Consider the following 25,786-nt stretch of genomic DNA (forward strand, 5'->3'; position numbering starts at 1 on the left):
ATTAAATGGAAAAATACGAACTGGAACACGTATCGGCATTTGCCCATCTGTCGCTATCCGTCCCCCAGGAAGGTGCCAGCAATGAGTGGCTGGAGCCGGTAACCGATGTGGTCTATGATCAATTGTAAATCATGAGCGTAATCAACCACGGATTACATTTTTATGGGTTGTGATATAATAAAAAAATATAGGAATCGAAAGGGGTTTGCGATGAATAGAGGAATTCTTGTTACCGGGGGTGGACATGGAATTGGAAAACAGATTTGTCTGGATTTTCTTGAGGCGGGGGATCAGGTCTGTTTTATGGATTTTGATGAAGCCTTGTCCCGGGAATTTGAAGCCCAGTACGCCAAGCTGTTTTACTTTTATGGCGATGTGGCCAATCCCAAAAGTCTGAAAGCATTTGTGGATTTTGCCATGAAGAAGCTTGGGCGAATTGATGTGCTTGTTAATAATGCCTGTCAGGGAAACAAAGGGATTTTGTCCGATTTAAGCTATGAAATGTTTGACTATGTCCTCTCAGTGGGCCTTAAAGCACCCTATGAACTGAGCCGCCTGTGCCGGGATCAGCTCATAAAAAACCAGGGTCATATCATCAACATTGCCTCGTCCCGGGCCTTTCAATCAGAGCCGGATACCGAAAGCTATGCCAGTGCCAAGGGCGGGATTGTCGCCCTGACGCATGCCTTGGCGATCTCACTGGGGCCAGCGGTACGCGTCAATTGCATTGCCCCGGGGTGGATTGAAGTAAACGGTCGGGAGGATCACAGCCAAACCGATAAGGCAGCGATCCCGGCTGGTAAGGTGGGAAATCCCAGCGACATCTCTCAAATGGTATTCTTTCTGATCGGGCAAAGCTTTATTACCGGAGAAACCATTACCATTGATGGCGGGATGAACAAACGGATGATCTATCATGGCGACTGGAACTGGGAATATCGGGGCTAGTTTATCAATTCGAATTGGATGATCGTCGTGATGATCCGGTAGGGCCCTCGGTTGTCGATTAGATAAATAAGTATGTCTGATGTCATCATTCCAGAATGGGAGGTCATGGGCCAGGCCGGATATGTTCCATGGTGCAAGTGAATTTTTCAATCGTTTCATCCAAGGCCGAAACGAACGAAAGCTTAAGATAATTTCAAAATTAGTCGTTTTGACATCGATTTGACACAGAATCGGCTTAAGATGTTTCTATAGAAAAAACGATTAAGGAGTTGAGTCGTATGAAAAAACAAGCTAAATTACTGTCAATTACTGCCCTTGTCTTGTCGATTCTATTCGCTACCGCCAATGTTATGGCTGCAGAGGTTTCAAAAGGATCTGCAGCGGCTCTGGCAGATGACAGCTACACCCTGGAAGAAATGTTGACCTATGCCATTCAGGATGAATATGCAGCCCAGGCCGAATATGCAAAAATTATCAGCGTTTATGGTTCGGTAAAGCCGTATAAAAACATCGTGAAAGCTGAGGAAAAGCATATCAGCGCCTTACTGCCGTTGTTTGAAGCGTCAGGGTTCGCTGTCCCGGTAAATGATGCCGCCGCTGACGTGGTCCTTCCCGATTCGCTAAAAGCCAGCTACCAGGTCGGAGTAGATGCAGAAATCATGAACATTGATATGTATCAGCGCTTTTTGGCTGAAGACCTGCCTCAAAATGTGCGAACTGTCTTTGAATCGCTAATGCTGGCTTCTGAAAGTCATCTGGCAGCGTTTGAAAGAGCAGTTGGTCGCTAAAAACAGGGTATTGTAACAGGCTGATCGAATTTAAAAAATAAAAAATTCACTTACAAAATGTTTTTACTTCGGGTATAATACAAGCATTGAAATTTTAGCGCGTATAATGGTTCAGCGTGAGATCAACTTTGGTCTTGCGCTTTTTTTTTTGCCGGAATTTCAAAAATTAAGAAATGAGGAAATGGCTTATGGATTTTTACATGAAATTGCCACGAAGCAAAAAAGAGTTTGCCTTGTTTATGGCGGTGATCTCAGTCATCTCGGTGAACATCATTGCGCCGCTGATTACCTGTTTTGAAGTTGGCTTTCGGATGGATGTGTGGGCCCAGGCGATTAGAATTATGCCGCTGATCTGGATAACCGTGATTGCATTGGTGTTAATGACCTACAAACCGGCCAGTTGGCTAACCAGCAAGATTGTCGCAAGAGAGGACAGTTTTTCTGCCCATATGTTGGCGAATATTTTATGCAGTGTTTTCCTGATGTCAATCTTTCTGACAGTCATCGGTACCTGGATCGGCAGTCGGCAAGTGAGCATGGAGCCAATTAGCTCGTTTTTTTATAAATGGCCTCGAAATTATGCGATTTCATTTGCCGTGGAAGCGTTGATTGCCCAGCCGTTGGCCAGACTGGTAATGGTAAAATTGCATCAGATTAAAGATGGCCGATTGGATACGGAAAGCTTCTGATTATAAAATTTATGGAGTGTTGTTTGGCCGAGCTTAAACCGCATGGGGCTGCAAGTAGCGAAACATAATAAGCGGAACCAGCGCCTTCACCAGCATGGTTGTATAAGCGATTCGGATAAAGAAAAACTGGAAAAAATTCAGGGACTCAAATCCGAAAAAGCTCATGACCACATAATAGACGATGGTGGTCAGAACAATGATCGGCAGGCAGAGAACGACAGTCAGTAGCCAACGGTTTTTGGGCAGCCAGGCGACATAGGGATTTGATTCTGTCAGTGGTTTGGTCTTCCCGGAGTCAACCGAAAAAATAATTTCTTGGGAAACGGAGGGGACGGTCATAAAGGTGACAATGACCCCAGAGATAAAACCGGTTGTATCCACACTGCGCAGCAGGGTGGGGGCGATCAGGACAAAATTGTCGTCAGTCACAATGGTGGTGCCGATAATCAGCCCCCGGAACATATTTAACCCAAAGTCGGTCATCCAATTATTGAACAGCTGTTGAAAATAAGTAACCCGGGGAGCAGAGTGTTTAGTTGGTGTTGGAGTGACTATTGTTTAGATAAGGCAGACGTGTTTCTTTTACTTTACTCATGAGTTCATGTCCTTGAAATAAGATTGGCTAGCATTACCGCATCGCCTTATTCTGATACCCTTGATTTGTTCGGTTAAACATAAAGAAGCAAGGACGCTCGGAGCGTCGGGACGCAAATAAGGTTTTTGTTCAAATTCGGTTTAATCTGGATAAATATAATAATAAATAGGGGGTAGAAATTTTAAATATGATGATAAAGCAAAAATAGCAATATCGCTACTCAAGGCCTTCGGGTAAAAAGGGAGGAGTTTGGAGATGAATCATTTAATCACATTTCTAAAAAGCAAAAAAGGGATGCTGGGGGTGATTTTCCTGGTAACATTGATGCAGGTGTTTAGAATTTTATTGGTTCCGTTTTTTGTTGCGCAAATTATCAACGTGGGCATCATGGAAAAAGACATTGACACCATTCTTTGGATTGGTCTGGAGATGTTGGCAGCAGCCGGAATCACGGCCCTCATTTCGCTTTGGAGCAGTTATCTGTGTGCCGATCTGGCATCACTAACCGGCAAACACATGCGGGAGCTGATTTTTGACAAAACTCAGTTTCTTTCCATCAGCGAGTTTAATCAATTCGGAACAGCATCGATGATTACCCGGGCCACCGGGGATATTACCATTATTCAACAGACCATGATCATGATCACCCAATTGATTTTACCAACCCCGCTTATTGCGGTGGCTGCTGTGGTGATGACGGGGATGGTCAGCATGGAGCTGGTTTATATTCCTTTGGCGGCAATGGTAATTTTTATGATTCTGATTCTGGTTCTTTTTAAAAAAGCCAGCCCGGTTTCCCGAACCATTCAGGCACGGGTCGATCGGGTGAATCGGATTGTTCGGGAATCGGTTGTCGGGGTGCGGGTGATCCGGGCTTTTGATAATACCAGCTATGAACAGAAACGCTCAGATGATACCTTTGTGGCCTATGCCGACAATGTGATTCACCTCAATCGGATTTTTGCAATGTTTAATCCCATGGTGTGGGCAATTATGGGGATTACCATGGTGGCGGTGGTGTGGTTTGGTGGATATCTGGTGTTGCAGGCCACCACTCAGATCGGCAGCATTATGGCAGTGATGCAATATACCGTGATTATTCTGATGTTCTTAATGATGTCGGCGATGGTTATTGTGATGGTACCCCGGATGATTGCCTGTCTGGAACGGATCAGCGAGGTGTTGGATACAGCGCCTGAGATAGCCGATGATCGGGAAGCAGTAGCATCGCCAAGCGTAAAGGGCAGCAAGCTAATCGTCTTTAATGACGTCAGTTTTTCTTATCAGGGGGCGGAAGAACCGGTTTTGAGAAACCTCAGCTTCTGTTGTGAAGCCGGAAAAACCACGGCCATTATCGGGGGGACGGGTTCCGGTAAAAGTACCATTGCGGCATTAATGCTGCGCCTTTATGACATTCAGGAAGGTCAGATTCTGGTGGCGGGAAATGATATCCGAAGAATGACCCAGCACGATCTGCGGGAGTCCATCAGTTATGTCCCTCAGAAAGCATTTTTGTTTAGTGGCACCATTGCTGAAAATTTGCGCACTGGTAAGCCCGATGCCACTGATGCGGATTTACGGCAGGCGGTTAAAATTGCTCAGGCAGAGGCCTTTATTACAACGCTGGAAGCTGGATATCAGAGTCCGGTGGCCCAGGGTGGCAGCAATTTCTCAGGCGGACAAAAGCAACGTCTGTGTATTGCCCGGGCGCTGGTAAAAAAAGCACCCATTTATATTTTTGATGACAGCTTTTCAGCACTCGATTATCAAACCGATGCGGCGCTGCGAAGTGAACTGAAACTGGCTATGAAAGATGCCTGTCTGATAGTGGTGGCTCAGCGCATCAGCAGTATCATGGATGCGGATCAGATCATTGTGCTGGATAACGGAAGCATTGCGGGAATTGGCCGTCACGAAGAGCTTCTGAGAGACTGTAGTCTCTATCGGGAAATTGCAGATTCTCAGGTTAAAAGGGAGGGTTAAGTCATGGATGAAAAAAATACACAAGATCGATCAGGGTTAGACCCGGAAATGGCGGATGCACCCCAAAATACCAGAAAAACCATTAAGCGACTAATCGCTTTGCTTTTAGAGCAAAAAGTTGCTGTAGTATTGATTATTTTGTCAACACTGCTAAGTATTGGCTTGTTTGCTGTGACCCCACTGATTATGGGATGGGCCATCGATGCTCTGATTGACAACTTAAGGGTAAACGGCCCCGGCGGAGGCTTTTCCGAGTTGGCAGAAATTATTGGTGTGCCATTGATGCTGCTGGCAGCGGCCTATTTACTTAGTGCCTGTTTCTCGTTTGTGCAAGAGTATACCATGGCCAGTGTGGGTGAAAAGCTGGTACTTTCCCTGCGCCAGAAAATCAGTGAAAAAATAACCAGGCTGCCGCTGCGCTACTATGATTCCCACCAGACCGGCGATCTTTTAAGCAGAACCACCAATGATCTGGATCGGGTGGCAGAAGTATTAAAAACCGGGTTACTCCAGTTTATTAATGGTACGGTCAATATTGCAGTCAGTATCGTGGTGATGTTGTCGCTCAATGTTTTTTTAACGGTGTTGATTCTGTTGGCCATGTCTATCAGTGTAGTCGTTACTAAATGGATTTCAGCTAAGAATTTCAAGGTGGCTCTGGATAATCAGTCGGCGTTAGGGGAATTAAACAGTCAAATCGAAGAGCTGTACACCGGGAATCTGATCATCAAAACCTTTAATCGTCAGGAAGCAGTGCGGGGAACAGTTAAAGCCATCAGCCAGCGCCAATATGAAGCCAATAAAAAAGCCCAGTTTGTGATGTTTGCCATTTATCCGGTGATTCGCTTTCTAACCCAGCTGGGTTTTGTCATGACGGCGATTGTCGGCGGGATTCTGGTTGTCAATAATACCATGACCATTGGGATTGTCCAGGCGTTTTTGCAGTATGTCAACCAGATTTCCGAGCCGATTACCCAAGCCTCCTATTTTCTTAATTCCTTCCAGTCTGCGATGGCATCAGCGGAGCGGGTCTTCGATGTATTGGATGAGGAAGAAGAGCGGCCAGATCACTCCACGCTGCAAGAATTGCCCAAAACCCGGGGAGCAGTGACCTTTGAGGAGGTACAGTTTGGTTATATCCCCGAAAAAATGCTGATGAAGGGCGTCAGTTTGTCGGTGAAACCCAATGAAATGGTGGCCATTGTCGGTCCAACCGGGGCCGGAAAAACGACACTGGTTAATCTACTGATGCGGTTTTATGAATTAAATGGCGGGCGTATTCTGATTGATGATACCGATATTCAGGAGCTGTCAAAAAGCCAGTTGCGAAAGATCGTGGGAATGGTTCTCCAGGATACCTGGTTGTTTAACGGAACCATTGCTGAAAATATCGCCTACGGCAAAATGGATGCCACCCGGGAGGAGATTGTCGCAGCAGCTACGGCATCCCGGTGTGATCATTTTATCCGGACCCTGCCACAAGGATATGATACCGTGATTGCTGGTGAAGATGGCAGCCTGTCCCAGGGAGAAATGCAGCTGTTGACGATTGCCCGGGTGATGCTGGTTAATCCGACCCTATTGATTCTGGATGAGGCGACTTCCAGCGTCGATACTCGAACCGAAGTGGCAATCCAGAATGCTATGGCTAAAATCATGGAGGGAAAAACCAGCTTTGTCATTGCCCATCGTCTGTCGACCATCAAATCAGCAGATATGATTCTGGTGATGAAGGATGGCGACATCATTGAAAAAGGAACCCACAAAGGGCTCCTGGCCGGTGAAACCTTTTATCGGCAGATGTATGAGAGTCAATTTGCCGGTGCGCCAGAGGCGGGCTGATATTGCCTGATTGAAATATTGGCAGGCGACAAACTCAAAAGGGGGATCCCCCCTTTTTTTATTCAATACATAAAAACCTTCAAAATAAAAGCCAATTCAGGAAGCGATGAGAACATATGAAACAGACAGTCTTAATCATTAATATTGCGACGATACTGGTAACACTTTTTTTAGTCTTGGTCAGTTACCGGCATCGCAGCGAAAAAGGCGGGTTGCCATTTTTATGCTCGATGGCCCTGCTTTTGTTATGGGTGGCAGGTTCCACGATTAGCATGTTTGCCCAAAGCTATGAAGAAAAGGTCTTCTGGCGAAATTTTATTCAGATAGGGATGGCATTTATTCCGCTGGCGAATCTCTGGTTTGTGATAGAATATACCGAAAATAATAACCGCTTTCTGAAATATTTGGTGTGGCTGGCAGCCTTGCTCAGCCTGCTTGGGATTGTTTTGACCTTTACCAATCCGAGCCACGACCTGATCCGGAAATCGGTGGAGTTTGTAGAAATAAATGGGCAATGGGATCTGGTTGTTGAACTGACATTTTTAGGAAACATGTTTGTGTTGTTGCGTTTTGCTCTGATGTTTGCTTCCATCGTTATTCTGATGCTGTTTCAAATCCGGATTGTTAAAAGCGGACAGAAACAGGTTTTTTACATTCTGATTGGATTTACCCTGGCTTTGGTGCTGTTAATTGTTAAAAATTACCTGATGACCGGATACGAGGAAGTGTTTCCGATGTCGGTGATCTTTTTAATTCCCAACCTGTTTATTGCCTACAGTGTTTATCGGTATGATTTTTTAAAGATTGCTCCGCTGGCAAAGGATTGGATTATCAATTCCCTGCCGGATGGGATTGTGGTTTTATCGGCAGCGGGAGAGATTGTTGAAGTGAATCAGTCGGCAGAACGATTTTTTGGGCAGCTGACCGAAAAAGAGGCTCCACCGGGTCACAAAAAATCTGCGCTTCAAAACCGGAATCGCTATGATTATAGCGAATATACTGCCTTTTTGCAGGCCCAGCCCTTATGGCAAAAGGCTCTGGATGAGCGCAAAAACGGGACGCTTGAAATCGAACTGGAAAATGATTCAGGCGACAGCTTATATTACGAAATTGATCAGCATCATTTTATCAGTGACCGCAATCATTATTCCGGTAGTGTATCGGTTATCCGCAATGTGACTAATTTCAGACTTGAAAAGCTGATGCTGAAACGTCAGGCGGAGATGGATCGTCATATTCAGATCCTCAACAAGCATGCCTATATTGACTATGTCAATGCGGCCAGCTCGGTTCAGGCGGAATTTATGGTCATCGATATCGATAAATTCAAGTCGGTCAATGATCGTTACGGCCATCCTGTCGGGGATGTCGTGATTCTGAAAGTTGTGGAGGCCATCAAGCAGTGCATTCGTAAAGATGATTTGATCGGCCGCATTGGCGGTGATGAGTTCAGCTTGACCTTGATGGATTGTGGCAAAAAACGAACCCAGGCGATTATCCAGCACATTCTTATGATGGTTCAAAAAGAAACCGCCGATATTCTTGAAGAAAGGGTTACCATCAGCATCGGCGTGGTAACCAATCAGAAATTGCCGGACTGTTCGTTTGCGACTCTCTATCAAAAGGCTGACGAAGCTTTATATGGAGCAAAAAAAGCGGGCCGAAATCAAGTGGTTTTTTATGACGACCAGCCCTGTTAAGCGAGGCCAATCGATTGGTTTGAAACACTGAAACGGATCACCTTCAATGCCATTTATATGTAGCGGTTTTAGACTAGTTTTTGCGACGCCATCACATAAAAACTAAAAAATATGATATGATTAACAAAGAACACATTAAGGGAGAATGGACCAATGATTCGAGTAATAATTGTAGATGATGAGCTACCAGCTCTAAAAATAGCCGAAAGTGTTTTAAAAACATGTGACGGGGTAAACGTATGCGGCTCTTATTCCGATCAGGATGAGCTGATGGAAGCCTTACCGATGCTTGATGTCGATTTGATCTTTCTGGATATAAAAATGCCGGGGATGCTGGGGCTTGAACTGGCCGGGCGAATCAACGAAATCAAACCAGAGGTGGCAATTGTCTTTGTTACCGCCTACGACAGCTATGCGGTCGATGCCTTTGAAATTGAAGCCTTTGATTATATCTTAAAGCCCTTAACCGCAGATCGAATCAACAAAACCTTGATGCGCTATAAAAAAAGACGGGCAGAACAAGGTCGCCCCCAAAAGCATTGTTATGTGTCAGTTCGTTCATTCGGACGATTTTCGGTGGTTTCGGAGCAGGGCGAAACGATGCAATTTCGGACGGCCAAGGCGGAAGAACTCTTGGCTTTTTTAATTCATCAACAGGGCCATGCTGTTTCCAAAGAAAACATCATGGAAGAACTCTGGTATGATCGGGATACCGAACGGGCGCAATCTATTTTTTATACAACGCTTTACCAATTGCGCAAGGATCTGGATCATTTTGGATTGCATAATGCCATTTATAGCAGCCGCAAAGATGGCGGCAAGTGCGCCCTGACATGGCGGCCGGATCATTGGGATTATGATGAATTTTTGGACTTATATAAACAATTTAAAGCCAGCCTATTCAATCTGGAAGAGCAAAAACGGGCCATTGAGTTGTATCAGGAAGGTTATTTAATGCATAATGGATATCTATGGGCAGCAGGAAGACAGGCTGAATTGGAACTTTGTTATCTGGAGCTGATGGAAAAGATTGTTGAAACCGAGGTTCTAAAACAGAAATTTGAGTCGGCCTTGCTTTATTTAAAGAAATTGGCCAAGAATTTTCCCTTTAATGCCTCGATTCATGTAAAAATCATTGCGGTTTATTTTTTGCTGAATAATAAAAAAGCGGCGCTTGCCCATTATCAGAATGTTAAAAAAGAAGCCGAATCATGGGAAAATATTGATATGAAAACATTGATTTCAAATCCTTACTCAGCATTTGAACAAGCTTAAAGAGGGAATGTCAAAGAAGTAAAAATTATGGGGGCAAGATACATGCAGGAGCAAAAGCCTGGCTTTAGTCAGCTGAACCGTCAGGGATTGGCAAATTTTGACAGCCAACTATTGAAAAGCATCAGAAGCGGCAAGCAACCGCTTTCAAAGGATACATTATCAGCCGTTTTAAAGTTATTTGTTGAAATGATCAAAGCGATTGAAGACATTCATAAAAAAAATCAGATTCTTGCTTTTGTGAGTCCCGATATTTTTATGGCAAAACCAGCGGTGGATCATAATGATATGACAACGATGCAGATGCCTAAAAAAATAACAATCTCCAGAAAAGAATTTCTTGATTTAGACCGGTTTGCCTATATTTCACCAGAACAGACGGGACGAATAAGCCGAACCGTCGACTATCGTTCAAACTATTATTCCCTCGGGGTGACGATGTATGAATTAATCACCGGGCAAAAACCATTTACGGCGGATAGTATGTTGGAGTTGACGCATTGTCACATTGCCAGAAAACCGGTGGCGCCCGATTATCTTAATCCGGCTATCCCCAGGGCGGTGTCAAAGATCATCCTGAAATTAATGGAAAAAGAACCGGAACGGCGTTATCAAAGTGCTACCGGAATAATCAGTGATCTGAAGCGAGCCATAGAGGCAATCAGTGCGTCCGGGAGGGCTGAAGAGTTTGCGCTGGGACGGGATGATTGGTCAAATAAATTTGGGCTGCCGCAAAAACTCTATGGCCGGGAAAAAGAAAGGGCCATAATCCGGCAGCTCGCTGAGCAGGCTTCGGTAAGGGTTTCACAAATCCTGCTGGTAGGCGGTGCTGCCGGTGTGGGAAAAACGGCGATGATAAAAGAGCTTTTTCGGCCCGCAGCGGAACGGAACGTTTATTTTGCCAGCGGAAAAGCGGAGCCCTTGCAGGTCAATACCCCCTATTATGTTTTTACCCAGATGACCAGAGAATTAGTCCGAATCCTGTTGCAGGAATCGGATTTGATGTTGGAAGAGTGGAAAAAACGGTTGCTAAAAGCACTAAATAATAATGGTCAATTGATCGTTGACCTGGTTCCGGAACTGCGGTTGATCATCGGCGATCAGGATGCAGTGGAAGAACTGGAGCCAACCGAGAACCGCAACCGTTTTTTAACGACCTTCGGCAATTTTATTAAAACCTTCGCAAAAAAAGAACAACCATTGGCGGTATTCTTAGATGATTTTCAGTGGTGTGATCAGTCTTCCGTCGAATTGATCAAATATCTGCTGACCCTTGATGATATGAACAGCTTGATGGTGATCATTGGTTATCGGGATCATGAAATTCAGCAAAATCATCCCTTGTATCGTTGCCTTGAGGAATTAAAAAAATCGGATCAGGCGGCGACAATCATTGTCAAGCCGCTGGATCAGGGGAATGTTGCCCGGATTATTAGCGATACCGTCCATTGCCATCCCGATCAAGCAGACGTGCTGGCCAGGGTCATTCACAAGAAAACTCAGGGAAACCCCTTTTTTGTCCGAAATCTACTACTGCACCTGCATACCAGCCAGTACATTTATTACAATGAGGACAACCATCAGTGGGAATGGGACGAGGACGAAATCGAGAAGTGTGCCATCAGTGATAATATTGTTGACTTTATGATTGGGCAAATTCTAAAATTGCCACCAAAGACCCAGGACTTGTTAAAAGCAGGGGCTTTAATTGGCGCCGCATTTGATGTAAAGCTGTTGATGGCGGTTTTGAATCTGGATGAGCAGGCGATCCTTAATCAGCTGGGGGAAGCCATTGATCGGGAAATTATTATCCCGGAAAATAATTACTACGAATTTTATCTGGGAGAGGCGGGGCAGACCTTCAGATTTGCCCACGACCGAATTCAGCAAGCTTGTGAAGCCCTGATTCCACCGGAAAGCAAAAAGCAGCTGCATTTAAAAATTGGTAACAAGATCTGGCAGAGCTTGCCGCCGGAGCAGGTAGCGGATCAGGCGATTCAAATCGTCTGTCATTTAAATGAAGGGCTGGACTTGATTAATGACACGCAGGAACGCTTAATGGTGTTGCGATTAAATTTGTGGGCTGCCCAAAAGGCCAAAACCGCCACCTCCTTTTCGCTGGCCCGGCAGTACATTGAAACGGCAATCAGTCTGTTGCCGGATAACCCCTGGGAAGCGGACTATCCGCTTACTTTTGAGCTGATAAAGACCTATGCGGAATGCGCCTATTTAAATAAAGAATACCCATTGGCCGAAGCTCAGATTGAGATGCTGATGAAGCATGCCAAAACGGCCATTGACCAGGCTGAAATAAGGTTGATGCAGAGTGTTTTATATCGGTATCTAGGACAATTGGATCAGGTGATCAACTATGGGGTTCTTGGTTTACGGCTACTGGGAATTCGCTTGCCCTTTAAACCGGGCTTTCATCTGATTATAAGAGAATTGGCGCTGGTCAAGGGCCGGCTGCTGGGGAAAAATACCGAGCAACTCTTATATGCGCCGCCGCTGCAAAATGATCGCGTCAAACTGATGATCCGGATTATGAGTGAGTTAAACAGTGTGACCTATAACGGCGGCAATGTTAACCTGTTTCTGTTCTCAACCTTAAAGAGTTTGAGTCTGACCCTTCAATATGGAAACAGCCAGGAAGCAGCTTCGATTTATTCCGGCTATGGGGTGTTGCTGGCGGTAATGGGGGATTTGAAGGGCTCCTATCAATTCCACAAATTGGCGCTTAAGCTGGTTGAAACGGAAGACCGGGCCAAGTATCGGGCTGGGGTTTTATTTGCCTACGGCTTTTTAGGCTATGCCTGGAGTGAATCTTTTCAGGATGTGGATCAGTGGTTTAAAAAAGCTATGGAAGATGCTTTGCGGTATGGCGATCATTATCAGGTGGTTTTAGCCGGAACCTTTATGTATGCCTTCAAGGCGAATCGGGATTTGACCGAATTAACCCAAAAAGCGATGGAACAGGTGTCGTTAATCAAACAGACCAACAACCAGTACGGTTACAGCATGTCGTTTATGTTTATTAATCGCAGGCTCAACTACCTGGGTTTAACGGATCATCAATTCTCGCTGGGAGTATCCCAACAGACCCAGGAACAAAATGGCGGTATGGGAATCATCGGCAGTGAAGAGCAATGTCTTAAAAATTTGCGGGAATCAAATTCGTTATCCGGCCTCGGTGTTTATTATAAAGAAAAGATGTATATTCATTATTTATATGATGATTATGCAAAAGCCCTGGACTATCTGGCAGTATCCGATAAATATCTGAAATATCATGCCGGAACCCCCTATGTGGTGGAGTGTCGCATCTGCAACTTTCTGGTAGTCGCAGCTAACCTCGCTGGGATGAAGGGGGAAGTACGGAAAAAGGCAATCCAGCGACTAAAGCGTGAATACAAATATGTAAAGGCCTGGTCAAGCTATTGTCCGGAAAACTTTCAACATCTGCAATATTTGCTGCAGGCTGAACTGGCCCGGATTGAAGAGAAAAAGGATCAGGCGCTTCAATACTACGAATTGGCCGCCGAAACGGCGGCCCGAAACGGCTTTCTTCGGGATGAAGCGCTGGTCAATGAACTGGCCGCCAAAATGTTTTTAGCGCACGGCATGAAGCGGCAGGCCGGGTTTTTTATGACCGAAGCCTTCCGGGGCTATCAGCGGTGGGGGGCAAGGGCAAAAGTCAGGCAGCTGGCAAAGAAATACGAAGGGTTGCTCAAGCTTGCCAGCAATGAAATGGCGCTGGCGGAAAAGCTGGCCGTCCCCCCCATCGACTTGATTGCCATTACCAGTGCCTATCAGGCGGTTACAAAAGAAGTCGAACTTCCCGATTTATTAAGAAAAATCATGAAAATTGTGGTGGAGAATTCCGGAGCTCAAAAAGCCATGCTACTCTTAAAGGATGAACAGGGCTGGAAGATCGATGCAACGTTTTTAGAAGGCGAGAACGATATAAACGTTTTACAGTCGGTTGCCCTCAAGCAAGCTGCCAAGATGCTACCCCAGGCGGTGATTAATTTCTGTATTCATACCGGCGAAGCGGTGGTGCTAAGCGATGCGAGTGGACAAGGGGAGTTCCAACAAGATGCCTATATTCAAAAAAACCAAACGAAATCCCTGATTGGTTTACCCATTAAAAATCAGGGGTTGATCACCGGCATCTTATATCTTGAAAACAATTTGGCCAAAGCGGTTTTTACTGACAGCCAGGTTGAGATTCTGCAATTGCTGGCTGCTCAGTTTTCAATTTCGCTTCGAAACGTGCAGTTGTTTACGAACCTGATCGCCACAAAAGAGGCGCTGCATCGTTCCACCGAAGAATTATTGCGATCGGAGATTGCCTTTTTACAGGCGCAGATCAAACCGCATTTTCTTTATAATGCCCTCAATACCATTGCCGCTTTTTCCCTGGATGAACCCCAGATGACCCGGGATTTACTGGCAAATCTCAGTGCCTTCCTGCGGGGCAGCTTTGATTTTAAAAATCGGGATAAGCTTGTAACTCTCCAAAAGGAACTAGAACTGGTGGAAGCCTATCTATTTATCGAGAAAGCTCGGTATGGCCAACGACTAAATATTATTTATGATATTGAAGACCAGATAAAATGTCTGCTGCCGCCACTGGTGATTCAGCCTTTGGTTGAAAACGCCGTGCAGCACGGTTTGTCAGCGCAAAAAAATGGTGGAACTCTTAAAATTTCAGCCCACCGCCGTGCGGATTTTGTGATCATCAGTGTTATCGACAATGGTGTTGGTATTCCCGAGGATGTCTTTGAAAAGTGCCAAAACGGCAGTGACAGCACAGGGGTGGCCTTAAAAAATATCAATATGCGGTTAGTGCGGTTGTACGGTCATGGCTTGGAAATAAACAGAATGCCGGGCGGCGGAACCCGGGCAGTAATACAGATCCCGATGGCACGGATGACGCAAGCTACCCAGCATTATGATTAACCAGAAATTCAAAAAACAACCGCCAAACAAAGCAGATCATAGTTCAGATCGGCGATCCGGCTTACTTGTCAATTGTCGAAGAGTATGATAACATGAATAGCTCAAACCATAAAAAGATAATGAATGGAGAATAAAGCGTGGAAAATTTACCAAATTGCCCGAAATGTAATTCTGAATATACCTATGCCGATGGAGAACTGTTGATCTGTCCGGAATGTGCCCATGAATGGACCCTGACATCAACCAGCGAAGGCGAACTCACCGTTAAGGATGCTAACGGAAATGTTTTAAATCATGGTGATACGGTTATTTTAATTAAAGACCTTAAAGTGAAGGGCAGTTCCCAGGATCTCAAAAAGGGAACCAAGGTGAAGAATATCCGGCTGGTCGACGGTGATCATAACATCGACTGTAAAATTGATGGGTTCGGAGCAATGTTTTTAAAATCCGAATTTGTCAAAAAAGCATAATGACTCACAATCATAAATAAGTGATCAGATCAAGAAAGACTACAACAAGCAAAGCAAACCGATTTCACTGATTTAGTGTTAAAATCGGTTTGTTTTTTGTTTTCAGGAATGAAAAAAAAGAAAGCAGGTTTTCACTTGTGGCAATCGAATCGTCAGAGTGAATTTTTAGAATCGCGATGAAATCGTCATTTTGTTGAAGTTTTTAATATTAAAAAGTTGGCATGCTTATTGCTATACATTAAAGTTATCAATGCGATCACCTCTTTAATTGATGAAAGCTAAATTAGGCATAAAACGCAGTAAGGAAGGTTATTGGAGTGCTGGATTTAAGAATTTTAACACGGACAGTCGGCGATTTGGATGAAGAAAGGGTGATGGATTTACTCGATGATTTTATTGCGGAGAATCCCTCTGAACTAGAAGTTCGCGAAGCTGTCACAGCTTGTCAGAGTGGTATGGGCTTGGTCGGAGCGCTTTTCGAAAAAGGGGAGTACTTTGTTGCGGATTTAATTTTTGCAGGGGAATTATTAACAGAAGCCGTTAATCGGCTAAAGCCAATTTTAAGGGAGACTGAAGCCAAGGTGTCGGGAACGATTGTTTTGGGAACCGTTTATGGCGATCTGCATGATATCGGAAAAAATATTTTTAAAATAATGTCAGAAGCGGCTGGCTTTAAGGTTGTCGATTTGGGAATTGATGTTGATCCTGAATATTTTGTGCAGAAAGCCAAAGATTGCAGACCTGCAATCATTGGGTTAAGTGGGATTCTAACCATGTCGATTGACTCGATGGAAGCGACCATCACCGCCTTAAGAGCAGCAGGGGTCACGGCCAAAATAATTGTTGGTGGACATCCTGTGACTGCAGAAATCGGCCAACAAATTGGTGCTGACGGATATACTGCCAATGCAGCAGAAGGTGTAAAGATTTGTCAACAATGGATGGCCGGGGATGCACTTTGGGGTTTAAATAAATTAGTTGGATAAAGCATGGGGTGTTATAGTGACGAAGGATTACTTCGCTTATAACGCCTCTTTTTATGCCCTCTCAAAGTCGGAAAATTGATGTTGCCGTAAAATATTTGTAGTATAATACAACCTAGAATAACAGTAAGAAAATAGATAATAATGGTTTAAAAACAAATGCGTTTCCATAAATGTCACTCAGTACGAATTCGGATTTCTTTGAGAACCATTTTATGAAAGGAACAGAAAATGAAAAGTGAATTAAACTCAGAGCTAACCTTTAGAGAGGCAGAAAAAGAGGATGTAGGTTTGGTTCTTTATTTTATCAAGGAGTTGGCCAGCTATGAAAAAATGCTTGATCAGGTTGTGGCCACCGAAGCAGGCTTAACGGAATGGCTGTTTGAAAAGAAAACGGCTGAGGTCATTTTTGCGGAGTTGAATGGAGTAGAAATTGGTTTTGCCTTATTCTTTCATAATTTTTCAACCTTTCTGGGCCAGGCTGGGCTATATCTGGAGGATTTGTATGTACTGCCGAACTACCGTGGACATGGCTATGGCAAAGCAATTCTTACGCAGCTTGCCAAAATAGCTGTGAAACGGGGGTGTGGTCGTCTGGAATGGTGGTGTCTGGATTGGAATCAGCCAAGTATCGACTTTTACCTTTCGCTAGGGGCAAAAGCCATGGATGAATGGACGGTTTATCGGATTACCGGGGATACCCTGCTTGAGTTGGCCGCCTCGTGAGGCGTAGTAAAGAATAATTAGAATTCTCGTACCAGTAATGGTTCAGTGTGAAATCAGTTTTGCTTTTGCGCTTGGTTTTTGTCAATTTTTAAAAATCCGACCAATCCAGGTGATTAAAGAATACTTAAAAGGATTGACAGGAGTAAAAATTGCTGCTAATATGTTAGAAAAAACTAACAAATGCAGGGGCCAACTTTCTTTGTGTATTGGTGATCCCTGACATAAAAAGTGGAGGACGGGATGACGCTAAAATGGAAAGAAACCCTGGAAATGATCACAAATAATGTCTGTTAAATTAAAAATAATTTAACAAAAATTATTCAGATCAGGAGAATTTATAATGAAAAAAGTGTCAATTGTTTATTGGAGTGGAACCGGAAATACTCAGGAAATGGCTGAAGCAGTTGCCGCCGGAGCAGAGGCAGGCGGTGCGGAGGTCAAGATTGTCAGCGTCGATAAAGCCAGTATCGAAGAAGTGTTAAGTAGTGATGCCATTGCGCTGGGTTGCCCTTCCATGGGGGCCGAAGAACTGGAAGAACAGGAAATGGAACCCTTTGTTACGGAATTGGAAAAAGAAAACCTTGAAGGAAAACCGTTAGCGCTGTTTGGATCCTACGATTGGGGCGATGGGCAATGGATGGATGAATGGGAAGAACGAATGAAGAAAACGGGAGCTAATCTGGTGGATGATGGTTTGAAAATCAATGATACACCGGATGAAGAAGGCCTGGAAGCCTGCCGAGATTTAGGTAAACGGCTGACTTCAAGCAGTATCTGAGTAAAATAGTTTAAAATCTCGCGGCAATAGGACATATGTCCTTATTTGCTGCGAGTTTTTTTGTTGAAAAAATAAAGCCGACAGTTATTAGTTTTCAGAAATTTGAGACGGCCAAAGTTGACACGTTTAGATAATAAATGATATAATTTCTATGCAACGAGTAGTGAATGATCATGTAAAGCCAGTTGATCACGCGGCTCGTTTTTTTGCGTTCTAAAACTTATTTTGAAAAGGAGAGAATTATGCCGAAAACAAAGTTTCAAGAGCTTATATTTACCATAATTATGGTAGTGACGATGGTGTACTGCATGACTGTATACAACATGGTATTAGAATTTGGATTTAGCTATGTGACATTTCTCAATGCTTTATTGGGGATGTGGCCAGAGGTCGTAGGAGCATTTATCGCCCAAAGGTACATTGTAGGGCCGATTGTTCAGAAAAAGGTGCTGAGCTGGTTCAAACCAGATATTGATAAAGCGATTTTTATTACCATCGCCATGGCTGGATGTACGGTTTGTTTGATGGCTCCGATTATGACACTATATGTTTCAATTCTGCACCATGGTTTTGTTAGTGAGATTCCTCTGTTATGGTTGCCTAAGTTGGTTCAAAATTTCCCCTTTGCGCTTTGTATCCAGCTGTTCTATGTTGGTCCATTTGTCCGTTTTACGTTCCGAATCTTGTTTAAAAAACAATTGTCAGTGATGCCCTCAAAAGTAGCAACGGAAATATAGGTTTTCAGAATGCCAGAGGTTTTTCTTATTAAATTTTAAATTACCAATGAAAAACATTAAATAGTGATATAATCAAAACGATAGATTCGGTTCTGTTTAGGTTTGGATATAGTTTGAACGTGTTGGAGGAAAATAAAATGGATACCAAAATGCCGGTAGTGTTTGTTAGTCATGGTTCGCCCATGAATGCAGTTGAAAATAATGAATTTACCCGGGGTTAGGCGCATCAGATAGAGATAGGACAATCACCGTTTTTAATGATTCACGCACATTGGGGTCCATATCTATGACAAGCTATTTAATAACCGAAACGATTCCAGATCGATAAGAAAGACCTACAACAAAAAACCATGGAGCCAATCATGCTCCATGGTTTTTGTTTCTTTTCAGATACGAATTCTTGATAATATTGGTTGGCAAAACTGAAAAAAATCAGCCCATCTTTTTTTTCATTTCCAGTTTTGTCAGTTCAAATTTCTTTTTATAATAACAGGCATAAACCTGGGCGTTCTGTTCCTGCTGTTCGCTGACAGTGAGTAAGCGGCACTTGTTAATGACCATCATCTGACCTTTAAAAATAAGATAGATATCTTCAACATCCCTGAGAGTTTTATTTTCTTCCGATAATTGGTGCATGGTTTCTTCGGCCAATATCGATAACTGCTTTTTAATTTCAGTATCTGATAACTTTACCGATAAATCGACCTTGTTTTTATTTGGCTGGGGAAGATTTGTCGAGGTGCTTAAAGGCGCTTTTGCAGATGTTGGGGCTTCTAACGGCGCTGGAGATTCAGCGGGTGCCTCTTTAAGCGGTTCTTTTTTTTCTTTTTTCGTTATTTTTGTTCGGCCATGATAGTCGTCTCTGGTAATTCGCAAGATGGTTACCTCCATTTCTGATAGGGATTATTTAGTTTATTAAAACCATTAATAAGTATAGAACGCCAATCGATAATTGTTTTATTTTATCACTTTTGTGATGAAATGACTATTAATATATTGGGGAGTTTTTAATGATTTTGACTGATAGGAGCAGCAGCAATTTTTTTAATCCATTTTCGGCTCTTCAATCGGTAAATACACCAGATCGCTTTGATCACCTGATCAATTTTAAGCAGCGTATAGATCCAAAAGGCGGGTAGGTGCCAGACCAAACCGGCCAAGGCGCCCAGTGGCACTGAGGCCACCCATAAGAAAATAATATCTGCTACCATTAAAAACCGGGTGTCCCCGCCGCCGCGCAGAACCCCCTTGGTCAGGATGCTGTTGGCAGACTGAAAGATCACAATAAAACCGATGGCAAACATCAGCTGAGACGCAATTTGTTGGGTTTCTGGGGTCAGCGTGTAAAGACCAATCATCGGTTTGCTGGTGATCCAGATAAGGATGGCGCCACCGATGCCAACCGCAATGCCCAGATATAAAAAGGTGATTCCCTGTTGCTGGGCGGCTTCTTCATCACCGCGACCCAGGGTGTGGCCGGTTATGATGGCGCTGGCGTTGGCAATACCTTGAATAAATACCGTGCTGAGCTGCTGTAGAACCAGGGTAATGGCATTGGCCGAGACGAAACTGACGCCCAACCGGCCGATCACCATCGCCACCGCATTATTGCCAAGGGCCAGTAAAATATCGCTGACCAGAACCGGAATAGCGATCTCGACGTATTCTTTAAGGATATCCCGGCAGCGCATAAAGAGATGCCTGAGCCGGTAGTTTATTTTTTTATCAACAAAAAATAAATAACCGCAAATAAATGAGAATTCGAAAAATCGGGCAATTAGGGTGGATAGGGCAGAACCCTCAATACCCATCTGGGGGGCTCCTAAATTCCCGAAGATAAACAAATAGTTGAAGAAAATATTGATAATAAATGCACAAACCGACGAAATTAAGGGGAGTCGCACCTGCCCGACACTGCGTAGCACAATGGTGGATGTCAGTGACAGACCTAAGAGCAGATAACAGGGAACCGCCCATTTAAAATAGCGCACACCTTCTTGGATAATTTTTGCATCAGTTGTATAAATACGCATGATCGTTTCAGGCGCAAAAAAGGTTACAAGCGAAAAGATTAGCGCAAAACCAAGGCAGATCCGTAACATGATGGTAATCGATTTTTTTAAAGCAGCATGGTTTTTCATTCCCCAGAAACGGGAGGTGAGCACCGAAGCACCCATGCCAATGCCCATGCAGCAGATTTGAAAAACCATAATGAATTGATTGGCCAGAGCGGCACCAGACAATGGCACCTCGCCCAGAGCGCCCACCATCATCGTATCGGTCATGTTCACACCAATGGTGATCAGGCTTTGTAGGGTGATGGGAATGGCAATGGTAGCCACTAGTTTATAAAAGGATCGTTCTCTAATGATCGGTTTGATTGCACTACCTCCTTAAAAATTTACAGTTTTATTTCGTCATTGGGTTCAAGAATCAGGCGACCTCTGGCAACAAAGGTTTCGGCGAGCTTACGATCAAACAAAGACCCCGGTTTCATATGGATGGGGATGCTATGGATGGCTCCGATGACTGCCGCACATGCAGATGCTTCCTGAGGATCCATATTGTAAAAGCCGTCAATTGGTAGCAGGGCGTAGTCAATGGCTTCTTTGGATAAAACGTCTTGCATATAGGCGGTGGTGGATGTATCACCGGAAGCGTAGATTTTAATGCCATCAAGGACGATCAGATAACCCACGCACTTGTTTTTATCATGTCCGGAGTTATAGGCAGGCACGGCCTGGATAACAATTTCATGAAGTGAGCGGGTACCATAAACGCCATTAATCAGGATCGTTTCCGGTCTGATGACAACGCATCCCTGATTTTGGCGTAATAGAGACAAATCATTATGGTCGGGATGTTCGTGGGTGATCAAAACAATATCGGCTGGTAGATCGTAGCCTGATCCGGCAAATGGATCAACATAGATTACAATCCCCTGATCTGAAACAAGACGGTAACTACCGTGGCCTTGATAAAACAACTTTCCCATTAGAATTTCTCCCTATATAAAAATATTTAGTCGATTTAAGTACCTCAATTATTTTGCAAATACCGATTCAGTGCCAAATACAAAGGCTACTGTTTTCAGTTTATCGCTATGAATTGGTTTTGTCAAAGGAATTTAAGAAGAATACGATGGTAGAACTCGATTGATAAAGTTGGTTGGCAAAAAATTGCGCAATAACAAAGCTTGGAAGGGGATAAATGTTCAAAAAATAAAAACAACGGCTTTTCAACGGGCCGTTGCTTTCATGAAAGGTTAGAATAGTTAAGTGTTTGATGATGCTTTGCTTATTCATACTATACAGGGAAATGCTTAAGGGTATCTTGAAATGATTCTTGATTAAGAATTCATTAAGGAATATGAATATAGATATCGCTAAAAGTTATCTTAAGAGACCTGCTCCAGTGCGTCAATAATCCCATTCTGCAGGTTGGCAGTGTCACTCAAAAGCGCTTCCAAAGCAGTTAGGTCTCGTTGTTTTTTGGCCTCCAGGATCTGATCACAATTGGAATCCAAGTTTTTATTGAGTTGATTAATTTCAGAAAACAGGGTCATGTTTTCATCAGATTCAGGGATATCCGCGGTCGTTTCACTGAGTTCATGACACCGGGCGATAATCTGCTTTTGATTATACATAATGGTTGTAACGGCTTGATTCAATCCTGAGAGTGAAAGTAGTGTCTGATTAATTTTCAGACCAGTGATCCGATTCGAGGTTTGTATCAGTTGATCAAGTGTTTGAGTAAAGGTTGTTTCAACGCCGGTGGTTGGGGTTGAAATTTCAGAGGAGCTGAGATCTGATGGATCGGGTAAGTTTGACGAATCGGAAGCCCTGAATATAAAACAGGAAACTCCGGCAATCACGATACAAAGCAGAATACTGCCGATAAGAATCAAAATCTTTTTTCTGACGCTGTTGTTTTTTCTTTTAGCGGGTTTCTCTTTTCTATTCATTGCTTTTTAATGCCTCCACCATATTAATTTTTTTAAGGGTGCCAATCATGATTAGATTCACCAGCCAGGTAAACATAAAAGTCAGCAAAATACTGAGGATAAAGCTTTGAGCAAGGATGGACTCAACATACATTACATTGCCAACCTCGGCAGCATCCAGAATATAACCATGCAAAAAGATCCCACCAATCAGGCCGGGAAGAATTCCGAATAGTGTGAGCAGATAGCTTTCCCGGGTAATGTAGGCAGACACTTCACGGTCATAAAAGCCCAATACCTTAATGGTAGCGATCTCCCGGAACCGCTCACTGATGTTGATGGTTGTCAGGGTGTATTGCACCACCAGCGCCAGTAGCGCTGCAGCGATGATAATGATCCAAATCAGATAATTGATACTTCCCAGAGTGTTTTGAAAATCCTGTTCATTATCAGAAGTGAAGCGAACGGCGGAAACACCCGCTGTGGCCATTAGGGTAGCGGCCAGATCTTCCTGTGACAGGGTCGAATCAAGTAGGCCCAGAACCTGGTTGGGCTGAGGCAGCTCACCATAAATGGTTTGGTAGTAGCTCGGAGATAGAAAAACATAATGCTGAAGGTAATTCTCGGCAATTCCTTCCACCAGCACAAGCTGGGTAGTCGTTTCATCTTCCTTAATCACAATGGTATCGCCGGTGGTGACATCAAGGTTTTTAGCAAGTTTCTGGGTCAAAATCACCCCGTGATCGGATAAAACTAAGGGCTCTCCGGTATCATAACTGCGCAACATAAAATAGTTGGATAAAGCGGCCGGATCGGCGGGCACCATCAGCAGGCTGTCGATAGGGTCTGAATTGTCGGTGCTACCTTGCACCGAGATGTTATTAACGGTATTATCCAGATACGTAGAGAGGTTAGTGTTTGCCAGGGTAGTGACCAGAGCTGATTTTTGTTCCATCGTCAAATTTTCTTTTAATTGCAGGGAGACGTCGTAGCGCATGATATCACCAAACTGTTTTTCGGCGACCTGGGTAGCAATGGAGTCCCGTAAGCCCAGCCCGGCAACCAGCATGGCAGTGCAACAGGCCACACCCAGTACCGTCATCCAGAAGCGCTTTTTGTAACGGAAAAGATTTCGAAAGGTGATTTTTTGACTAAATTGAAGCTTTTTCCAGATAAAGTCAACGTTTTCCAGAAAAATGCGTTTGCCCGGTGGTGGGGCACTGGGCAGCATCAGTTCCGCAGGGGCAGAGCGAAGGATGGTCAGGCAGCTTAAAAAGGTGGCGACAGTGGTGACTGAGATGGCAAAAAGCGCCGATAATGCCGCAATTGAAACATGAAAAGCCGGAGTCATTTCGGGTAAAGTATAAAGTACCCGATAAGCGTTAAAGATGACCTGGGGAATGAGCATAAAACCAATGGCCCAGCCCAGGAGGCTGCCTAAAACGCTGGCCGTCGCCGCATACAAAAGATATTTAAAGGCAATGGCAGCATTACTGTAACCGAGCGCTTTGAGGGTTCCAATCTGGGTGCGTTGTTCTTCCACCATTCGGGTCATAGTGGTCAGACAGACCAGGGTGGCAATACCAAAAAAGAACAGCGGCAGAATACTGGCGATGCCATTGGTACTTTCAATGGTATTTTGATAATCCAGATAACCGGAATTGGATTCTCGGTTGAGGACATGCCATTGGGGTGCCGCCAGCTCATTTATTGATTTTTGAGCTTCTAAAAATTCCGGGGAGGAATCCAGAAGACTGGGATCAGCGATGCCATTCGCGGCGGCAAAGGCTGTTTTTTGTGCGGCCAGCTGAGCTTCGGCATCGGCCTTCAGTTCCTGCTGGCGGATTTCACTACGTTGATTGGCAACGGTGGTGAGGGATTCGGCTAACGGGGTCATCATTTCGGCATATTCTTCTGAAAAGGCCGATATCTCGGAGGTTCCGGCAGCGGTAACCAGTATCTCGGTGTAGGCAGGCAGCGTAAAATTGGCTGCGGGGAGAAATACCAGGCTATTTATTTTTCCGGTTCCCAATTTAGCGGTGCCCCGGTCTTTGGTCAGATAAGAGGGGCTTTCGGCGAGGCCGACCACATGGTAGACAGTTTGACTAAGACTTGTATTGATGGGTGTTTCGGTTCCTGACGAGAGCGTTATGGTGTCGCCGATTTTTGGACCGGCTTCGGAGCGCTGCTTATCAACGACACATTCATCCGATTGTTGAGGGAATCGGCCTTCTACCAGATGAAGATCATTGATGGCCACGGTCGAATCTGGAATTGAAATTACATGGGCAACATTGGTCTGCTGCCCATATGACAAAAACGCATCGATGGTATAAATTGGTTGGGCATCTTCCACGCCGGAACTGTTCCGGACTGCGGCCAGATCGGCATCATTAAATCCGATAGATGACAGTAAACGAAAGTCCATGAAGTGAGTTGCTTCAAAATATCGATCGGCGGAAGCCTCAAGATCAGGACCCACCGATTTCAAGCCGGTATAAAAAGCGGAGCCGATCATGATGACCAGTAAGATGGCTAAAAATCGTGAGAAGGACGAACGGACTTCCTTAAAGGCGTTTTTAATAATGGTATTTCCCATTGCTTTTCTCCTTACCACGCAATATCTTCCACTGGAAGGGGGGTGGCGTTGACAGACATACTTTCGACACAGCCATTTTTGATTTTAATAATCCGATCACCCATGGGGGCAATCGCCAGGTTATGGGTGATCAGTACCACCGTCATGCCGGTACGATGGCAGGTATCCTGAAGCAGCTTCAGCACTGATCGGCCAGTATTGTAGTCCAACGCTCCGGTGGGCTCATCACAGAGGAGTAGAGTGGGGTTTTTAGCCAGCGCCCGGGCAATCGAAACCCGTTGCTGTTCGCCGCCGGAAAGCTGGGAAGGAAAATTGATCATCCGGTTTTCCAGACCGACCTGTTTTAATACCTCCAGAGGCTTAAAAGGATTCTTGCAAATTTCTACGGCCAGTTCAACATTTTCCAGTGCGGTCAGATTTTGGATCAGATTGTAAAACTGAAAAACAAAGCCGACCTCCTGACGACGGTAAGTAATCAGGTCTTTTTTTCCGTAGCAGTGAAGGGGCTGTTTGTTGACGGTGAATTCACCCCCAGTGGGCGAATCCATGCCCCCCAGAATGTTTAAAATCGTGCTTTTACCGGCACCGCTGGGACCGGCGATAATGGCAAACTCGCCCCGGTTTACGGTAAAATCGACACCAGCCAGCGCTGCTATTTTAACTTCGCCCATGGTGTATTCTTTGGTGATTCCTTTGAATTCATTCATCATTAATGATTCCTTTCCCGGTCGCTTAAAAAAACGACCATAAAAAATGGATTATGCCGGGTGT

At 44.4% G+C, this 25,786-nt stretch carries 20 protein-coding genes and 1 pseudogene; 14 read left to right on the forward strand and 7 right to left on the reverse strand.

The features are described from left to right. Positions 1-35: 35 nt before the first annotated feature. From BI182_RS05320 to BI182_RS05335, 4 genes and pseudogenes are all read left to right on the forward strand, one after another. Positions 36-128, forward strand: a pseudogene (locus tag BI182_RS05320) (cupin domain-containing protein); the annotation flags it as partial. Positions 129-210: 82 nt separating this feature from the next. Beyond that, the gene (locus tag BI182_RS05325) at positions 211-948 is read left to right on the forward strand and encodes an SDR family oxidoreductase (RefSeq protein WP_070370769.1); all 738 of its coding nucleotides are present in this window, start codon (positions 211-213) and stop codon (positions 946-948) included. A gap of 278 nt (positions 949-1,226) precedes the next feature. Further along, positions 1,227-1,736: a ferritin-like domain-containing protein gene (locus BI182_RS05330; protein ID WP_148638579.1), complete on the forward strand. Its 510-nt coding sequence runs from the start codon at positions 1,227-1,229 to the stop codon at positions 1,734-1,736. A gap of 188 nt (positions 1,737-1,924) precedes the next feature. Beyond that, positions 1,925-2,425, forward strand: coding sequence for a DUF2798 domain-containing protein (locus tag BI182_RS05335; RefSeq protein WP_070370771.1), 501 nt, complete (start codon positions 1,925-1,927; stop codon positions 2,423-2,425). A gap of 33 nt (positions 2,426-2,458) precedes the next feature. Here BI182_RS05335 and BI182_RS05340 read toward each other — a convergent pair whose 3' ends face one another. Continuing rightward, positions 2,459-2,908, reverse strand: a complete 450-nt coding sequence (locus BI182_RS05340) for a hypothetical protein (RefSeq protein ID WP_286806012.1) — start codon at positions 2,906-2,908, stop codon at positions 2,459-2,461. A 367-nt stretch (positions 2,909-3,275) separates the two neighbouring features. Between BI182_RS05340 and BI182_RS05345 the strand changes: the two genes are divergently transcribed. The 10 genes from BI182_RS05345 (at position 3,276) to BI182_RS05390 (ending at position 18,473) form a co-directional block, all read left to right on the forward strand. Then, the gene (locus BI182_RS05345) at positions 3,276-5,003 is read left to right on the forward strand and encodes an ABC transporter ATP-binding protein (protein ID WP_286806014.1); all 1,728 of its coding nucleotides are present in this window, start codon (positions 3,276-3,278) and stop codon (positions 5,001-5,003) included. A 3-nt stretch (positions 5,004-5,006) separates the two neighbouring features. Beyond that, on the forward strand, positions 5,007-6,845 hold the full coding sequence (locus tag BI182_RS05350) for an ABC transporter ATP-binding protein (RefSeq protein WP_286806016.1): 1,839 nt from the start codon (positions 5,007-5,009) through the stop codon (positions 6,843-6,845). Positions 6,846-6,961: 116 nt separating this feature from the next. Then, complete coding sequence (locus tag BI182_RS05355) at positions 6,962-8,545, forward strand: diguanylate cyclase domain-containing protein (protein WP_286806018.1); 1,584 nt, start codon at positions 6,962-6,964, stop codon at positions 8,543-8,545. A gap of 153 nt (positions 8,546-8,698) precedes the next feature. Then, positions 8,699-9,820: a response regulator gene (locus BI182_RS05360; RefSeq protein ID WP_070370774.1), complete on the forward strand. Its 1,122-nt coding sequence runs from the start codon at positions 8,699-8,701 to the stop codon at positions 9,818-9,820. A gap of 42 nt (positions 9,821-9,862) precedes the next feature. Then, on the forward strand, positions 9,863-14,779 hold the full coding sequence (locus tag BI182_RS05365) for an AAA family ATPase (protein WP_286806021.1): 4,917 nt from the start codon (positions 9,863-9,865) through the stop codon (positions 14,777-14,779). Between the two features lie 137 nt (positions 14,780-14,916). Then, positions 14,917-15,249 (forward strand): zinc ribbon domain-containing protein YjdM, encoded by a 333-nt coding sequence (locus BI182_RS05370; RefSeq protein ID WP_286806022.1) that lies wholly within the window; start codon positions 14,917-14,919, stop codon positions 15,247-15,249. A gap of 317 nt (positions 15,250-15,566) precedes the next feature. Continuing rightward, entirely contained in the window at positions 15,567-16,235 is a 669-nt protein-coding gene (locus BI182_RS05375; protein ID WP_070370779.1) for a cobalamin B12-binding domain-containing protein, read from the forward strand. A 228-nt stretch (positions 16,236-16,463) separates the two neighbouring features. Further along, the gene (locus tag BI182_RS05380) at positions 16,464-16,958 is read left to right on the forward strand and encodes a GNAT family N-acetyltransferase (RefSeq protein ID WP_286806025.1); all 495 of its coding nucleotides are present in this window, start codon (positions 16,464-16,466) and stop codon (positions 16,956-16,958) included. Positions 16,959-17,298: 340 nt separating this feature from the next. Beyond that, positions 17,299-17,736: a flavodoxin gene (locus BI182_RS05385; RefSeq protein ID WP_070370781.1), complete on the forward strand. Its 438-nt coding sequence runs from the start codon at positions 17,299-17,301 to the stop codon at positions 17,734-17,736. A gap of 242 nt (positions 17,737-17,978) precedes the next feature. After that, positions 17,979-18,473, forward strand: coding sequence for a DUF2798 domain-containing protein (locus tag BI182_RS05390; protein WP_286806028.1), 495 nt, complete (start codon positions 17,979-17,981; stop codon positions 18,471-18,473). Between the two features lie 432 nt (positions 18,474-18,905). Here BI182_RS05390 and BI182_RS05395 read toward each other — a convergent pair whose 3' ends face one another. The 6 genes from BI182_RS05395 to BI182_RS05420 form a co-directional block, all read right to left on the reverse strand. Beyond that, entirely contained in the window at positions 18,906-19,349 is a 444-nt protein-coding gene (locus tag BI182_RS05395) for a hypothetical protein (RefSeq protein WP_286806030.1), read from the reverse strand. Between the two features lie 131 nt (positions 19,350-19,480). Further along, entirely contained in the window at positions 19,481-20,815 is a 1,335-nt protein-coding gene (locus BI182_RS05400; RefSeq protein WP_250934154.1) for an MATE family efflux transporter, read from the reverse strand. Positions 20,816-20,874: 59 nt separating this feature from the next. Further along, positions 20,875-21,468, reverse strand: coding sequence for an MBL fold metallo-hydrolase (locus BI182_RS05405; protein ID WP_070370785.1), 594 nt, complete (start codon positions 21,466-21,468; stop codon positions 20,875-20,877). A 402-nt stretch (positions 21,469-21,870) separates the two neighbouring features. Continuing rightward, positions 21,871-22,437: a hypothetical protein gene (locus tag BI182_RS05410; protein ID WP_286806034.1), complete on the reverse strand. Its 567-nt coding sequence runs from the start codon at positions 22,435-22,437 to the stop codon at positions 21,871-21,873. Continuing rightward, positions 22,430-25,015, reverse strand: a complete 2,586-nt coding sequence (locus BI182_RS05415; protein WP_286806036.1) for an ABC transporter permease — start codon at positions 25,013-25,015, stop codon at positions 22,430-22,432. The genes BI182_RS05410 and BI182_RS05415 overlap by 8 nt, the downstream gene beginning before the upstream one ends. Before the next feature lie 11 nt (positions 25,016-25,026). Then, positions 25,027-25,725: an ABC transporter ATP-binding protein gene (locus BI182_RS05420; RefSeq protein WP_502691630.1), complete on the reverse strand. Its 699-nt coding sequence runs from the start codon at positions 25,723-25,725 to the stop codon at positions 25,027-25,029. Positions 25,726-25,786: the final 61 nt, after the last annotated feature.

This window comes from Acetobacterium sp. MES1 (assembly GCF_002237635.1).
Classification (GTDB): Bacteria; Bacillota; Clostridia; order Eubacteriales; family Eubacteriaceae; genus Acetobacterium; species Acetobacterium wieringae.

Bases quoted from the DNA above. Each gene is read 5' to 3' on its own strand.
- BI182_RS05325 (WP_070370769.1), top strand. From the start codon at position 211: ATGAATAGAGGAATTCTTGTTACCGGGGGTGGACATGGAATTGGAAAA.
- BI182_RS05330 (WP_148638579.1), top strand. From the start codon at position 1,227: ATGAAAAAACAAGCTAAATTACTGTCAATTACTGCCCTTGTCTTGTCG.
- BI182_RS05335 (WP_070370771.1), top strand. From the start codon at position 1,925: ATGGATTTTTACATGAAATTGCCACGAAGCAAAAAAGAGTTTGCCTTG.
- BI182_RS05340 (WP_286806012.1), bottom strand. From the start codon at position 2,908: ATGACCGACTTTGGGTTAAATATGTTCCGGGGGCTGATTATCGGCACC.
- BI182_RS05345 (WP_286806014.1), top strand. From the start codon at position 3,276: ATGAATCATTTAATCACATTTCTAAAAAGCAAAAAAGGGATGCTGGGG.
- BI182_RS05350 (WP_286806016.1), top strand. From the start codon at position 5,007: ATGGATGAAAAAAATACACAAGATCGATCAGGGTTAGACCCGGAAATG.
- BI182_RS05355 (WP_286806018.1), top strand. From the start codon at position 6,962: ATGAAACAGACAGTCTTAATCATTAATATTGCGACGATACTGGTAACA.
- BI182_RS05360 (WP_070370774.1), top strand. From the start codon at position 8,699: ATGATTCGAGTAATAATTGTAGATGATGAGCTACCAGCTCTAAAAATA.
- BI182_RS05365 (WP_286806021.1), top strand. From the start codon at position 9,863: ATGCAGGAGCAAAAGCCTGGCTTTAGTCAGCTGAACCGTCAGGGATTG.
- BI182_RS05380 (WP_286806025.1), top strand. From the start codon at position 16,464: ATGAAAAGTGAATTAAACTCAGAGCTAACCTTTAGAGAGGCAGAAAAA.
- BI182_RS05385 (WP_070370781.1), top strand. From the start codon at position 17,299: ATGAAAAAAGTGTCAATTGTTTATTGGAGTGGAACCGGAAATACTCAG.
- BI182_RS05390 (WP_286806028.1), top strand. From the start codon at position 17,979: ATGCCGAAAACAAAGTTTCAAGAGCTTATATTTACCATAATTATGGTA.
- BI182_RS05405 (WP_070370785.1), bottom strand. From the start codon at position 21,468: ATGGGAAAGTTGTTTTATCAAGGCCACGGTAGTTACCGTCTTGTTTCA.
- BI182_RS05410 (WP_286806034.1), bottom strand. From the start codon at position 22,437: ATGAATAGAAAAGAGAAACCCGCTAAAAGAAAAAACAACAGCGTCAGA.
- BI182_RS05415 (WP_286806036.1), bottom strand. From the start codon at position 25,015: ATGGGAAATACCATTATTAAAAACGCCTTTAAGGAAGTCCGTTCGTCC.
- BI182_RS05420 (WP_502691630.1), bottom strand. From the start codon at position 25,725: ATGATGAATGAATTCAAAGGAATCACCAAAGAATACACCATGGGCGAA.